At 66.7% G+C, this 14,699-nt stretch carries 8 protein-coding genes; 2 read left to right on the top strand and 6 right to left on the bottom strand.

The features are described from left to right. Nucleotides 1-56: 56 nt before the first annotated feature. Genes ACFUTU_RS20085 through ACFUTU_RS20075 form a run of 3 tightly spaced genes read right to left on the bottom strand, consistent with a single transcriptional unit; the run spans nucleotide 57 to nucleotide 7,797 of the window. Nucleotides 57-3,920 (bottom strand): 1,4-alpha-glucan branching enzyme, encoded by a 3,864-nt coding sequence (locus tag ACFUTU_RS20085; RefSeq protein WP_377967516.1) that lies wholly within the window; start codon nucleotides 3,918-3,920, stop codon nucleotides 57-59. 1 nt (nucleotide 3,921) lies between these two features. Then, the gene (treS, locus tag ACFUTU_RS20080; RefSeq protein ID WP_377967514.1) at nucleotides 3,922-5,718 is read right to left on the bottom strand and encodes a maltose alpha-D-glucosyltransferase; all 1,797 of its coding nucleotides are present in this window, start codon (nucleotides 5,716-5,718) and stop codon (nucleotides 3,922-3,924) included. Between the two features lie 6 nt (nucleotides 5,719-5,724). After that, nucleotides 5,725-7,797, bottom strand: a complete 2,073-nt coding sequence (locus ACFUTU_RS20075; protein ID WP_377967512.1) for an alpha-1,4-glucan--maltose-1-phosphate maltosyltransferase — start codon at nucleotides 7,795-7,797, stop codon at nucleotides 5,725-5,727. A gap of 131 nt (nucleotides 7,798-7,928) precedes the next feature. On the opposite strand from ACFUTU_RS20075, the gene glgP reads away from it, so the two are divergent. Then, complete coding sequence (gene glgP, locus ACFUTU_RS20070; protein WP_377967518.1) at nucleotides 7,929-10,547, top strand: alpha-glucan family phosphorylase; 2,619 nt, start codon at nucleotides 7,929-7,931, stop codon at nucleotides 10,545-10,547. A gap of 72 nt (nucleotides 10,548-10,619) precedes the next feature. Here glgP and ACFUTU_RS20065 read toward each other — a convergent pair whose 3' ends face one another. The 3 genes from ACFUTU_RS20065 to glgX are packed head-to-tail and all read right to left on the bottom strand — an operon-like array spanning nucleotide 10,620 to nucleotide 13,649. Then, nucleotides 10,620-10,976, bottom strand: a complete 357-nt coding sequence (locus tag ACFUTU_RS20065; RefSeq protein ID WP_377967510.1) for a barstar family protein — start codon at nucleotides 10,974-10,976, stop codon at nucleotides 10,620-10,622. 4 nt (nucleotides 10,977-10,980) lie between these two features. After that, a complete protein-coding gene (locus ACFUTU_RS20060; RefSeq protein ID WP_377967508.1) occupies nucleotides 10,981-11,511 on the bottom strand; it encodes a ribonuclease domain-containing protein in 531 nt (176 codons plus the stop codon). A gap of 17 nt (nucleotides 11,512-11,528) precedes the next feature. Further along, nucleotides 11,529-13,649 (bottom strand): glycogen debranching protein GlgX, encoded by a 2,121-nt coding sequence (gene glgX, locus ACFUTU_RS20055; protein WP_377967506.1) that lies wholly within the window; start codon nucleotides 13,647-13,649, stop codon nucleotides 11,529-11,531. Between the two features lie 114 nt (nucleotides 13,650-13,763). Between glgX and ACFUTU_RS20050 the strand changes: the two genes are divergently transcribed. Then, a complete protein-coding gene (locus ACFUTU_RS20050; RefSeq protein ID WP_377967504.1) occupies nucleotides 13,764-14,573 on the top strand; it encodes a carbon-nitrogen hydrolase family protein in 810 nt (269 codons plus the stop codon). The last annotated feature ends 126 nt before the right edge of the window (nucleotides 14,574-14,699 follow it).

Genomic DNA, 14,699 nt, shown 5'->3' with positions numbered 1-14,699 from the left:
GAATCCCACGGGATTCCGGACCCTGCCCGGTTCCTAGACCAGGAGTCCGCCGCGACTCACACGAGCGGGCCGCCGGGCAAAGCCGACTTCCCGGTCTCACCCTCGGGGTCGGCAATCTGGGGTTCGGCAGCCTGGGGTTCAGCAGCGCGGGCCCCGGCCTGGCCGGTCGGGGGCCCGGCAACAATTCCGGATCCAACCTCGCTGGCTTTCGCCCGGGCGGCGGCCGCCGTCGTGACGACACCGGAAGCAGAAGGCCGGAAGAACGCGGCGCCCAACGGAGGCAGCGTGACCGTAAGGGTCGCCGGCTGCCCGTCGATGCCTTCGTCCTTCGCAACCAGGGTGCCGCCGTTGAGAACGCCCGATCCGCCGTACTCCTCGGCGTCGGTGTTGAGGACCTCTGTCCACCCTCCTGCGGTGGGCACACCAAGGGCGTACTCCTTGTGCGGGCCGCCGGAGAAGTTGACGGCAAAGACCAGCGGGTTGCCCTCGGTGTCCCAGCGGACAAAGGTCAGGACGTTGCGGTCAGCGTCGGCTCCGTTGATCCACTGGAACCCGCCGGGCTCGTTGTCCCGGGAGTACAGTGCCGGCGTCGACCTGTAGAGCTCGTTCAGGTCCTTGAGCAGCAGCTGCACGCCGCGGTGGGCCGGGATTTCAGCCAGCCACCAGTCGAGGCCGTGCTGTTCGGACCACTCGGCTTCCTGGCCGAATTCGGTCCCCATGAAGATCAGCTGCTTGCCGGGGTGGGCCCACTGGTATCCGAGGAAGGCGCGGAGGTTGGCCAGCTGCTGCCAGCGGTCACCAGGCATCTTGCGGAGCATGGAGCCCTTGCCGTGGACAACCTCATCGTGGCTGATCGGCAGCAGGAAGTTCTCCGTGAAGGCATAAACCATGGAGAACGTGACCGTGCCGTGGTGCCACTTGCGGTTGATCGGGTCCTCGGAGGCGTACTTGAGGGAGTCGTGCATCCAGCCCATGTTCCACTTGAGGCCGAAGCCGAGGCCGCCCTGGCTGGTGGGCGCGGTGACGCCAGGGAAAGCGGTGGATTCCTCGGCGATCATCACGGCGCCGGGGTGGGTCTTGTAGACCGTGGCGTTGGCTTCCTGCAGGAACGAGATGGCCTCCAGGTTTTCACGGCCGCCGAAGCGGTTGGGCTGCCACTGGCCGTGTTCCCGCGAATAGTCGAGGTACAGCATGGAGGCGACCGCGTCCACGCGCAGTCCATCGATGTGGAACTCGTCGAGCCAGTAGAGCGCGTTGGCCACCAGGAAGTTCCGGACTTCGGTGCGGCCGAAGTCGAAGATCAGGGTGCCCCAGTCCGGGTGCTCGCCAAGGTTCGGGTCAGCGTGTTCGTAGAGCGGCTGCCCGTCAAACTGTGCCAGGGCCCAGTTGTCCTTCGGGAAGTGCGCCGGCACCCAGTCCAGGATGACGCCAATGCCTGCCTGGTGGAGGGAGTCCACGAGGTAGCGGAACTCATCGGGATGCCCGAAGCGCGAGGTGGGCGCGTAGTAGGAGGTGACCTGGTAGCCCCAGGAGCCGCCGAAGGGATGCTCGGCCACGGGCATGAACTCGACGTGGCTGAAGCCGAGCCACTTGACGTACTCCACGAGTTCCTTGGCGAGTTCGCGGTAGCCGAGGCCCAGGCGCCAGGATCCGAGGTGCACCTCGTAGACGCTCATCGGCGAGTTGTGCGGGTCCCGTGCGGCGCGTTCCTTCATCCAGTCCGCGTCCTTGAACTGGTAGTGGGATTCGACAACCCGCGAAGCGGTGAGCGGCGGCACCTCGGTGCCGAAGGCCAGGGGGTCGGCTTTTTCCACCCACCAGCCGCCCTTGGTCTTGATCTCGTACTTGTAGCAGGCGCCGGCCTGCACCCCGGGGATGAACAGTTCCCAGACGCCCGAGGAACCGAGGGAGCGCAGCGAGTTTTCCCGCCCGTCCCAGGCGTTGAAGTCGCCCTTGACGCGGACCGCTTCGGCGTTGGGCGCCCATACGGCAAAGGACACGCCGTGAATGTCGCCCAGCGACGACTTGTAGTGCTGCACGTGCGCGCCCAGCACAGTCCACAGCTTCTCGTGGCGTCCCTCGCCGATCAGGTGCAGGTCCACTTCGCCCACGGTGGGGAGGTAGCGGTAGGGATCGTCCACGGTTACGGGTTCGGCGCCTTCGTACGTCACCTCAAGGCGGTAGTCCGGCACGTGGCCGTGCTGCAGCGGTTCCAGCACCGCCACCCAGACGCCTTCCTTCTCGTGGGTCATGGGCACGGTTCCGGCCTGGGTCACCACGTTCACTGCCTCCGCGAGATGCTTGACGGTGCGGATGGTCACGTGGCCGTAGTCGTCCAAATGGGCACCAAGCACCGAGTGCGGGGCGTGGTGTTCACCGGCCGCGACACGCGAGAGCGTGTGCTGGTCCACGTGCAAGGGGGCATGGGGACTGTCGGTGTGTGCAGAGCCTGTCATCTTTTTACCTTCCGCTGCTGCCCCGGCCGGTTCGCCGGAGCTTTTAGTGCTGAGGAGCCGCCTGGCCGCATTCACCGGAATGGCCAGCCAGCCCGGTCGGTTGCGCAACTCGTACACGACTTCGTAGAGCGCCTTGTCCAGCCACAATGCCACAAAGAGCGGCGAATTTCGGTCCACAGTTCCGGGCGCGACCTCGGCGTAACCTGCCAAAAAGGCCTCCGTGCAGTCATCCACCCAGGACTCGGGGACGCGGACACCCGGCTGTTCCCGTTCGGCGGCGCCCGCGGCGTAGTCAAAGGAGCGCAGCATGCCCGTCACGTCCCTCAGCGGGACGTCGGGGAAGTTGCGCTCGGAGATGGGCCGGAGCGGCTCCCCCTCGAAGTCGAGGATGGCCCACCGGTCACGGCCGCCTTCGGCGCCCGGCACCTGGAGGATCTGGCCCAGGTGCAGGTCGCCGTGGATGCGCTGCAGCGCGCCGGCGGGAGTGCCTTCCAGCCCGCTGAGCAGGCTTTCCAGCCCTTCTTCGTAAGGTCCGACGGCGGAGCCCGCTTCCGCCCATGCCTGACGCATGCGCTGGGCTACTCCGGGGGCGATATCCCCGCCCGGCACCGCTTCAGCAGAGACGCCCAGCGTTTCGGCGAGCCGGCGGTGCACAGTTGCCGTCGCATGGCCCAGGGCGTGCGCCTCAGCAGTGAAGTCCACTCCCCCGGCAGCCGCTTCAACGGCGAGCCGCCACGCGTCCCGGCCGCCGGCCAGGAATTCGTGGGCCACCGCGAGTTCGCCCTGGAGCGGGCCGTCCCCTGCGGAGCTGCCCTGGGAAGGCTGGCCCTGGGGGCACCACTCACCCGTGACCCAGCCCAGCGTGGCCGGCACCTCCGGGGTACGGGCCGCGGACAGGGCGGCCCCGACTTCCACCTCGGGGTTTTTCCCGGCCGAAAGCACACGGAAGAATTTCACGATCGCTGCGGAGTCGCCGTCGTCCACTATCACCGAGGTGTTGGACTGTTCGCCGGACAGGACACGGACCGTTCCGCTGGCCTGCGGCAGCGGCTGGCTGGCTCCGGAGAGATGGCCGCTGGCGGTGCCGGCGGTTTCCTGGGTCCGGATCAGGTCCAGCCATGCGCCGATGAACGCGGGGTCGTGGACGCCGTCGTAAACCCAGCGGCGGCCAAGTCCCGCGGCTTCGATTTCACCGATCAGGGCACGTTCGGCACCCGGCAGCGGCTGGCTGCGGTAGCTGAGCGGGATCTGGACAACGTCGGCGCGGGAGACGCCGTCGGCCGTTTTGGACTCAACGGAGGCGAGGAACACTTCCAGCCCGGCCTGGCCGGTGACGTCATCCAGGACCAGGCCGCCCGCCGGTGCCAGGGTGAAGTCCGGGGACTTTACCGGGAACCATCTCTGGGCGGGCAGCCAGTCGCGGAGGAGCAGTTCGAGTGTGGGGGTCAGCATGGTTTGGGTCATCTCATCCCTCAATCGACAGTATCGGCATCGCTTGCGTAAAGGGTGAAGCGGGGTTGGAGGCCGTGGACCGCAGGCGCAGCCAGAAGAAGTCGTGGCTGCCCAGGGTCAGTGTCAGGTGCCCGTCGTCGCTGATGCCGGGGAACGGCTGGCCTCCGAAGACGTCCCGCAGGCCCCGGCCGGACAGTTCCGGGAGCCTCAGGGTGGTGGACACCGGGTGCTGGGAAAGGTTGAAGACGCAGAGGATGGATTCCGGCGGTTCGCCCGCAGCGTTGCCCTCCGGGAGTTCGCGGAGATAGGCCAGCACCACCTCGTGGTCGGCCTCCACGTGCTTGAACGCCCCGAGCCCGAACGCCGGGTGGTTCTTGCGCACGCTGAGGATCTGCCGTGTCCAGCGCAGCAGCGATCCGGAATGGGCGGCCTCGGCTTCCACGTTGGCCATGGCGTAGTTGTAGACCAGCGACTGGATCACGGGCAGGTACAGCTTGCCGGGGTCGGCGTTGGAGAAGCCCGCGTTGCGGTCCGGGTTCCACTGCATGGGGGTGCGGACGGCGTCGCGGTCCTCGAGCCAGATGTTGTCGCCCATCCCGATTTCGTCGCCGTAGTACAGGAAGGGGCTGCCCGGCAGGGACAGCAGCAGGGCGTTGATGAGTTCGATTTCCGCCCGCGAATTGTCCAGCAGCGGCGCCAGCCGGCGCCGGATGCCGATATTGGCCCGCATGCGCGGGTCCGGCGCGTACCAGCCGAGCATGGCGGCCCGCTCATCGGCGGTGACCATTTCCAGCGTGAGCTCATCGTGGTTGCGCAGGAACGTCCCCCACTGGGCACCTTCCGGGATGTCCGGGGTGTCGTGCATCGTCTCGATGATGGGCGCGGCCTTCTGGTCCCGCAGCGCGTAGTAGAGCCGCGGCATGATCGGGAAGTGGAAGGCCATGTGGCACTCCGGCTCCTCCTCGGTGCCGAAGTACTCGACCACCTCGTTGGGCGGCTGGTTGGCCTCGGCGATGATCACGCGGCCCGGGTAGCTCTCGTCCACCATCTTCCGCAGCCTGCGCAGGAACTCATGCGTCGCCGGGAGGTTTTCGCAGTTGGTCCCCTCCTCCTCGTACAGGTACGGAATGGCGTCGGCGCGGAACCCGTCGATCCCCTGGTCCAGCCAGAACCGGACGACGTCGAACACGGCGTCGATGACCTTGGGGTTTTCGAAGTTCAGGTCAGGCTGGTGGCTGAAGAACCGGTGCCAGAAAAACTGCCGCCGGATGGGGTCGAAGGTCCAGTTGGATTCCTCCGTGTCCACGAAGATGATGCGGGCGTCCTGGTATTTCTCGTCCGTGTCGCTCCAGACGTAGAAGTCACCGAACGGCCCCTCGGGATCCTTCCGGGACTCCTGGAACCAGGGGTGCTGGTCGGAGGTGTGGTTCAGCGGCAGGTCGATGATGACCCGGACGCCGCGCGCATGGGCCTCTGCCACCAGGCGCTTGAAGTCGCTGATGGTCCCGAACTCGTCCAGGACGGAGTTGTAGTCCGAGATGTCATAGCCGCCGTCCCGGAGGGGGGACTGGAAGAACGGCGGAAGCCAGAGGCAGTCCACACCCAGCCACTGCAGGTAATCGAGCTTTTCGATCAGCCCGTGGAAATCGCCGGAGCCGTCGCCGTTGGCGTCCGCAAAGCCCCGGACCAGCACTTCATAGAACACCGCTTTCCGGTACCACAGCGGATCATGCTGCAAACCCGGTGCATTGAGCTCGAATGTGCTCTTGGGGGTGAAGTGCTGGGTCGGGCTCTGCGGACTGAAGGCCACTGGCGGCTACCTCCGGATGCTCAGGATGTGTGCAGGTTCAACATGTGCGTCCAGCCTCACGTAGTTGTACTCCCCCCATTCCCAAGACTGGCCGGAGATCAGGTCGTCCACCCAGAAGCCGCCGTTAGGGGTGAGGTCGTGGGGTTCGAGGCCGAGCGCGGACAGGTCCAGGGAGACCATGCCTTCCCGTGCACTGTGCGGATCCACGTTGACCACCACGATGATGGTGTCCCTGGTGCCGTCCGGGAGGGTCTTGTGCTTGGAATACACCACCGTGGCGTCGTCCGTGCACTGGTGCAGCGTCAGGTTCTGCAGGTCACCGAGCGCCGGGTGGGCGCGGCGGATTTCGTTGAGCCTGGTCAGGTACGGCGCGAGGGTCCGGCCGGAAGCGTTGGCAGCATCCCAGTCGCGGGCCTTGTACTCGAACTTCTCATTGTCGATGTACTCCTCGGCGCCGGGCCGGGCCACATGCTCGTACAGCTCGTAGCCGGCGTACACACCCCAGAGCGGGCTCGCGGTTGCCGCCAGCGCAGCCCTGATCTTGAACGCCGCCGGACCGCCGTACTGCAGGTACTCGGTGAGGATGTCCGGCGTGTTGACGAAGAAGTTGGGCCGGAAGAACGCAGCCGACTCGTGGCTGACGTGGTGGAAGTACTCCTCCAGCTCCTTCTTGGTGTTGCGCCACGTGAAGTAGGTGTAGGACTGCTGGAAGCCGGCCCGGCCCAGGGCGTGCATCATGGCGGGGCGGGTAAAGGCCTCGGCGAGGAAGACGACGTCCGGGTCCTTCTTGTTGACCGTGGCGATGAGCCACTCCCAGAACCACACCGGCTTGGTGTGCGGGTTGTCCACCCGGAAAATCTTGACGCCGTGGCTGACCCACAGCTGCACGATCCGCAGGATTTCCTTGGACAGGCCCTCGGGGTCGTTGTCGAAGTTGAGCGGATAGATGTCCTGGTACTTCTTCGGCGGGTTCTCGGCGTACGCGATGCTGCCGTCCACGCGGGTGGTGAACCATTCCGGGTGCTCGGTGACCCAGGGGTGGTCCGGTGCGGCCTGGAGCGCCAGGTCAAGCGCCACCTCGAGGTTGAGCTCATTGGCCCGGGCCACGAAGGCGTCAAAGTCCTCGAAGGTTCCGAGGTCGGGGTGGATGGCGTCGTGCCCGCCTTCCTTGGCGCCGATGGCCCAGGGTGAACCGGGGTCGTTCGGACCCGCGATCAGGGTGTTGTTGGGGCCCTTGCGGTGCTGGACGCCGATCGGATGGATCGGCGGCATGTAGATGACGTCAAAGCCCATGCCGGCCACGGCTTCAAGCCGGTTGGCGGCGGTCCGGAAATTGCCGGAGGTCCACTCGCCGGTGTCGTGGTTGCGGACGGCGCCTTCCGAGCGCGGGAAGAATTCGTACCAGGATCCGCGGCCGGCGCGGTCCCGCTCAACGAGCAGGGGGAACTGTTCGGAGACGGTGACGAGCTCGCGGATGGGCTCGCGGTCAACGACGGCGGCAACGTCGCGGCTGAAGCCGGCGGCCAGGCGGTCCTCGGGCGAAAGGGAGGTGTCGGAGAGGATGGTGGCCGCAGAGCGCAGGGTCTGGCGGTCGGAATCGTTCCGGGCCGCTTCCTCGGCGGCCTGGGACAGCAGCGCCGCGCCCTCCGCCAGCATCAGCTCGACGTCGATGCCCGCGTCCACCTTCACCTCGGCGTTGTGGTGCCACGTGCCGTAGCGGTCATGCCAGGACTCGATGACGAACGACCACTTTCCGGTGGAGTCCGGGGTGAGCAGGCCTTCCCACAGGTCAGTGCCCTTGCCGCGGTCACCGGCCGGCGGCTGGAGCCGGACCCGCTGGCGCTCGTTGCCTTTCGGATCAAGCAGGACCGCGCTGACGCCCAACTGGTCGTGGCCCTCCCGGAAGGACCTGGCGCTGACCACGATCCCTTCGCCGGGCAGCGCCTTGGCCGGGAACTTCCCCCCTTCGACCACAGGCTGAACGTCCGTGATGGGGAAACGGCCAAACCTCAGCCCTTCCGTGATCGAAACTTTCGGCGTTTGCTTTGCTGGGGCACTGGTTCGCGTGTTTGTCGTCACAGGCTCGACGTTAGCGAGAAATGGGGCGGATTGCTAAGCCTGCGAACTTAATTATTGAAGCGATCCGTCATTTACCGGAAAGTAATCGAAAGCAGTTCCTGCCGTTCACCTTGTGGATTAGTGTGGCGCAGGTGAAGGCAATCCGCAGATTTACTGTCCGTACCGTTCTTCCCGAGCCGATCCGGCCGCTGGCCAGGTTGGCGACCAACCTCCGCTGGTCCTGGCACCGGCCCACCCGGGAACTCTTCGAAAGCCTGAACCCCCGGGTCTGGGCCCAATGCGGCAACGACCCCGTCAGTTTCCTCGGCCTGGTGGGCCGCGAAGAGATGCACCGGCTCGCAACGGACCAGGACGTGGTGACGCGGGTCCAGGAGGCAGCCGCGGACCTGGACCGGTACCTGACGGAACCGCGCTGGTACCAGGGGCTCGGCAAGGACGCCCCCACTTCCATCGCCTACTTCTCCCCCGAATTCGGCATCACCGAGGTCCTGCCGCAGTATTCGGGCGGTTTGGGCATCCTTGCCGGCGACCACCTGAAGGCAGCCTCCGACCTCGGCGTTCCGCTCATCGGCGTCGGCCTGCTCTACCAGGCTGGCTACTTCAAGCAGTCGCTCTCCCGGGACGCCTGGCAGCAGGAGACCTACCCTGTCATCGATCCGGACGGCCTGCCCCTGACACTGCTGCGGGAACCCGCCGCGGACGGCAACGGCAAGCCGCTGGAAATATCCCTGCCCCTGCCCAACGGGCGGCGCCTTCTGGCACACATCTGGCGCGCCGACGTCGGACGCGTCCCCCTGCTGCTGCTGGACTCCAACGTCCCCGGAAACGACGATGCCGCCCGCAGCATCACCGACCGCCTGTACGGCGGCGGCGGCGACCACCGGCTGCAGCAGGAACTGCTGCTGGGCATGGGCGGGGTCAAGGCGCTGCGCGCCTACCAGAAGCTCACCGGCACGCCGGCACCCGAGGTGTTCCATACGAACGAGGGCCATGCCGGCTTCCTCGGCATCGAACGGATCCAGGAACTGATGTCCGGCGAGCAGGCACTGACCTTCGATGAGGCCCTCGCCGCGGGACGCTCGTCCACCGTGTTCACCACGCACACGCCGGTCCCCGCGGGCATCGACCGCTTCGAAGCCGCGCAGATCCAGCACTTCTTCGAGGCGGGCCTGGCCCCGGACGTTCCCACCTCGCGCATCCTGGACCTGGGCCGCGAAAACTTCCACGAGGGCAACCCGTTCGTCTTCAACATGGCCGTGATGGGCCTGCGCCTCGCGCAGCGGGCCAACGGCGTGGCCAAGCTCCACGGCGAAGTCTCGCGCGGCATGTTCTCCGCACTGTGGCCGGGATTCGACCATTCGGAGGTCCCGATCACCTCGGTGACCAACGGCGTGCACGTGCCCACCTGGGTGGATCCGCGCATCTCGAAGCTCGCGCGGGAGCGGTTCGGCCCTGAAGCCGAACTGACGCCGCGGTGGGACCTGGCGTACAACGTGTCCGACGCCGAAGTCTGGGCGCTCCGGCGGGAGATGCGCGTTTCCCTCGTGGAGGATGTGCGGCGCCGACTGCGGGCCGCCTGGAAGAAGCGCGGCGCGGCCGACGCCGAGCTGGCCTGGACCGATTCCGTGCTGGACCCGGATGTCCTGACGATCGGCTTCGCCCGCCGGGTGCCCACCTACAAGCGCCTGACCCTCATGCTGCGGGACCCGGAGCGCCTGAAGGCCCTGCTGCTGCACAAGGAACACCCGATCCAACTGGTCATCGCGGGCAAGTCACACCCCGCCGACGACGCCGGCAAGAAGATGATCCAGGACCTTGTCCGCTTCACCGACGATCCAGCCGTCCGGCACCGCATCGTCTTCCTGCCCAACTACGACATCGCCATGGCCCGCACCCTGTTCCCCGGCTGCGACGTCTGGCTGAACAACCCGCTGCGCCCGCTCGAAGCCTGCGGCACCTCCGGCATGAAGGCCGCCATCAACGGTTCCCTGAACCTGTCCGTCCTGGACGGCTGGTGGGATGAGATGTACGACGGCGAAAACGGCTGGGCGATCCCCACCGCCAACAACGGCGCGTCCGCCGACGAGCGGGACGACATCGAGGCCGCGGCCCTGTACGAGCTGCTCGAGACCCAGGTGGCCCCGCGGTTCTACGGCAACACCGTCTCCGAGGCAGCCGGCGCTGCCGGGCCGTCGGAGTCCAGCCACGAAAAGATCCCCACGCACTGGGTCTCCATGATCAAGCACACGCTGGCCCACCTCGGCCCGGCGGTCTCGGCGGAACGGATGCTGCAGGACTACGTCAACGTCCTGTACCGGCCCGCGGCGGTTTCCGGGCGGGAGGCGGTGACAGGTTCCTACGCCCAGTCCAAGGCGCTGGCGGCGTGGATTGCCAAGGTCCGCGCGGCCTGGCCGCAGCTGCACGTGGAGCACGTGGACTCCCTGGGCGTTTCGGAGGACCCGCAGATCGGCGACACCCTCCAGGTCAACGCCTACGTCGGACTCCACAACCTGTCCCCGCAGGACGTCGCCGTCGAGGTGGCCTACGGGCAGGCAGCCGACAGCGATGAGCTGACCAACGTGACCCTGGTGGAACTGGAGGCCAAGGAGGAACTCGGCAACGGCCGCTACCTCTTCGCCGGGTCCATCGTGATCGACCGCTCCGGCTCCTTCGGCTACACCGTGAGGGTGCTGCCCAAGAACGACGCCCTCGCCTCCAGGGCCGAGCTGGGGCTGATCGTCAACGCATAGCGCCGTTGCGCCGCAACTCCGCCGTCCTCCGACGGCGTGAGTTGCGGCTCAGGCTCTCTAACGTTGCGCTATTTAGAGGAGCACAGCTATCACTGCGAGGTCCTTGCCGGCGTAGCTCTCGGCGTCCTGGAGGATCTCGCAGATGACGCCGAAGGAGCGGTCGCTGCGGAACGCCGGCGGCACCTGCCAGATCACCGTGAGCGGCTCCGCGCCGTCGTCGGAAATGGCGTCGGCGAAGTCGTGGAGTGAGTCGTTGAGCGCGTCCATGTTGACGCCGAAGTGTTCCGGAAAGTCCAGGGCCTCACCAAAGGCCGCAAGCACGGACTTCTTGGAATCGGCGGCCGGAACCAGCAGGCTGCGGCGGCCGGCGTCCGACACCTGGTCCTTCAGTTCCTCGAGGGTCCAGGTGTCGCCGGAATAGATCTTCATGGTGCTATTTGCCTTCTGCTATGAACTTGAACGTTTGGTAGTGGTCTGCCGTGTAGTACTTGTCGCCGCCCTGCCCCGCTACGATCCTCCGGGCTCCCCGGTCCGATTCGCCGGGCGTGGGAACGGTGTACTCCTTGTAATACCCGCTGGCCTTGCGCGGCAGGATGCGCTCGAAGTTGCCGAAGGTCACGCCGTCGCGGGTGTACGGGTAGGGCCCGCCCCGCCGGACCAGTGCGAGGGTCCGGCGGCCTTCGGCCGGCAGCTGGGATTCCCGGATGGCGGGCAGGCCGGACACGTTGGGCACGCCGGCCGCCGTGGTGGAGGACGACGGCGGTGCTGCGGCGGGTGCCGGCGCCCCGGTAGCGGGTGCCGGCGTCGAAAAGGCGGGGGACGCCGTCGTCGTTCCCTGCGGTCCAGCGCCCTGCCCACCCGGACCGGGAGGTGCGCTGCCCGGCGCGATAAAGAGGTTGAAGACCGCGAGGGCAGCGACAGCAAGCCCCAGCAGCAGCGTTCCGACAGTCCAACGCCTGCGCATGCGTGATTCCCCGAAGTTTAGGTGCGGTAGATGTTGATGGTGTAGGCCTGCACCTCGTCAGGCTCGCCGGACGCCACAAGGGTGCCCTGGCGCCGGTCGTGAAGCTCGGACGTGGTGAGGCGCAGGTCGAACAGCCGTTTGGCGGTGCCGTCGTGGTTGGCGATCTGCGGAAGGGTGACCTCGATGTCCTCGGCGCCGCCGTTGACCACGATGAGTCCGGCCACGGGACCGTCGTCGGAGCCCAGGAGCAACTGGACCACCCGGTTCCCGTTGTCGTTCCAGCGGTCCATGGACATGGGCTGCCCGTTGCGGTCGTACCAGTACAGGTAGGAGCGGGCGTCCCGGACGGGATAGTCGTGGGGCTGGGCCGCCAGGAACTCCCGCCGCAGCCGGATGACGCGCTTGGTGCTGCGGAGCATGGCATGCGATTCCGGCGTGCTGGTCCAGTCGACCCAGGTGAGCGGATTGTCCTGGCAGTACGCGTTGTTGTTGCCCTGCTGGGTACGGCCGAGCTCGTCCCCCGCCGTGATCATGGGGACGCCCAGGGAAATCATGAGCGAGGCCATGAGGTTGCGCTTGCTTTGGGCCCGGCGGGCCAGGATGTCCTCGTCCTCGGTGCGCCCTTCGAAGCCGTGGTTGTAGCTGCGGTTGTCGCCGTGCCCGTCCCGGTTCTGTTCGCCGTTCGCCTCGTTGTGCTTGCGGTCGTAGGACACGAGGTCGGTCATGGTGAATCCATCGTGGGACGTGATGTAGTTCACCGAGGCGAGCCGCGAGCGGCCCGACCGCTCGAACAGGCTGGCCGAACCGGACAGCGCATCGGCCAGCCGGGCCACCGAGCCGCCCCGTCCGCCGTTGTCGAGGGCGGCACGGTCCGCAACCCAGAATGATCGCATGGCGTCGCGGTAGTGATCGTTCCAGTCCACCCAGCCGGCGGGGAACCGGCCGGTCTGCCAGCCGCCGTATCCGACGTCCCACGGCTCGGCGATCAGCTTGACCCTGGAAAGTGTCGGGTCCGCGGCGACGGCTTTGAGGAACGGGTGGTGGGGATCGAACTCGTTCGCTGCGTTTCGGCACAGCGTGACGGCGAGGTCGAAGCGGAAGCCATCCACATGGAACTCGTCCACCCAGTGCTTCAGCGAGTCCACCACCAGTTGGATGACACGGTCCTCTGCGAAGTTGAGTGTGTTGCCGCAGCCCGTGGTGTCCACGTACTTGCCGTGGCCGTCGGTGCGGTAGTACTTCTGCTCGCCGAGCCCCCGGAAGCTCAGGGCCGGCCCGTCCGGACCGCCCTCGGCCGTGTGGTTGTAGACGACGTCAAGGATGACTTCGATGCCGGCTGCGTGCAGCAGCTTGACCATCCCCTTGAACTCATCCTGGACGGCCTGCGGCCCGGCCTCCCGGGCATTCTTGGTGGCGTACGCGGGGTGCGGTGCAAAAAAGGCTGCCGTGTTGTAACCCCAGTAGTTGGTGAGGCCGAGGTTCTGCAGGTGCGGTTCGTCGAGGTGGAAGTGCACCGGCAGCAGCTGGAGGGCGGTGATGCCAAGCCCGGTGAGGTGCTCGATCATCGCAGGGTGGGCCATGCCGGCGTATGTGCCGCGCAGCATCTCCGGAATGTCCGGGTGCAGCATGCTCTGGCCACGGACATGTGCCTCATAGACGATGGTGTTGCGCCACGGGGTATCCGGCCTCTCGTCAGTGCCCCAGTCGAAGTCGGCGGACGTCCGGACGCTGGTCAGGAAGCCGTCGCGGTCATCGACCGCCCGGCCGTATGGGTCCAGCAACAGTGGCTGGCCGCCGTCGTCGTCGAAATCGACTGTGGGGACCCCGAGCGGGAGGACCTCTTCGCCCTTCGGGGCCGCTTTACGGGCGGCGCGGAAGCCGTACCTGGTTCCGACCGGGAATCCGTCCACAACTCCGTGGTGGACGCCGTTCGGCAGGCCGGCCAGGGTGTGCAGGCGCCAGCTTTGCCCGGGAGCCTGGTAAGCCACCTCCAGGGTGGCAATGCCGGGGGCATACACCGCGACGCTGGCACAGTCGCCGGATCCGACCCCAGCACCTTGGCGCGCTTCGCGGACCCCGAGGGGAAGGGCCTGGGAGTCGTCCACCGTCAAGGCTGTGTCTAAGAGGGGCATTACCATCAATTAAAGCTTAGTCGTCAGGTCTTAATAGCCGGTCTTGGACCGCATGTTACGCGAATGGGACCATGGCGGCACCTGCCCACCGCTGTAATGACGCACCCACTGGAGGTTTTCGTGAAGATTGCATTGGCCCAGATCATCACCGGCAGGGATGTGGCCGGGAACCTCAGCGCGGTCGAGGAATATGCCCGCCACGCTAAGGACGGCGGTGCGGAAATGGTCATTTTCCCGGAGGCCACCATGCGTGCGTTCGGCAATTCCCTGCTGGACATCGCCGAACCCGTGGACGGCCCCTGGGCCAGCCGTGTCCGCTCGATAGCCCGAGAACTGGGGATAGTGATTGTTGCCGGAATGTTCACCCCCGGTTCAGCTCCGTCGGAAGGACAGGCCAAAGTCCGCAACACGCTGCTGGTGACCGGGCCCGGGGTGGAAGCCAGCTACGACAAGGTGCACCTCTTCGACGCTTTCGGCTTCCTTGAGTCGGACACCGTGGACGCCGGGACAGGTCCGGTAACCTTCGACGCCGGCGGCCTCACCTTTGGCCTGGCCACCTGCTACGACATCCGCTTCCCGGCCCTCTTCACGGCCAACGCCGAGCGCGGCGCGGTCGCGAACATCGTCTGCGCCTCCTGGGGTTCCGGCCCGGGGAAGGTGGAGCAGTGGCAGCTCCTGGCCCGGGCCCGCGCGGTGGACACCACCACGTACGTCCTCGCCTGCGGCCAGGGCGACCCCGCCACCCAAGGCATCGAGCCCCGCGGCGCAGCACCCACCGGCGTCGGGCACAGCGCTGTTGTCTCGCCTTTCGGGGCAGTCCTTGAAGAGCTCGACGGCGCTCCCGGACTCCTGTTCGCAGACCTGGACCCCGCCCTGGTCAAGGAAGCCCGCACCAAGCTCCCGGTCCTGGCCAACCGCCGCGAGTTCTAAACCACCGACGCTTCCTCACATCCGTCGCCCAAAACAGCACCCTTCCTCACGTCCTGCAGAAAAACCACCGACGCTTCCTCACATCCTGCAGGCCAACGGCAAACGCTCCTTCACAACGTGAAGGAG

The organism is Arthrobacter sp. NPDC057388 (genome assembly GCF_042668165.1).
Lineage (GTDB): Bacteria > Actinomycetota > Actinomycetes > Actinomycetales > Micrococcaceae > Arthrobacter.
Note: the sequence above shows the minus strand (reverse complement) of the source record. Positions and strands in the feature narration are given on the sequence as shown.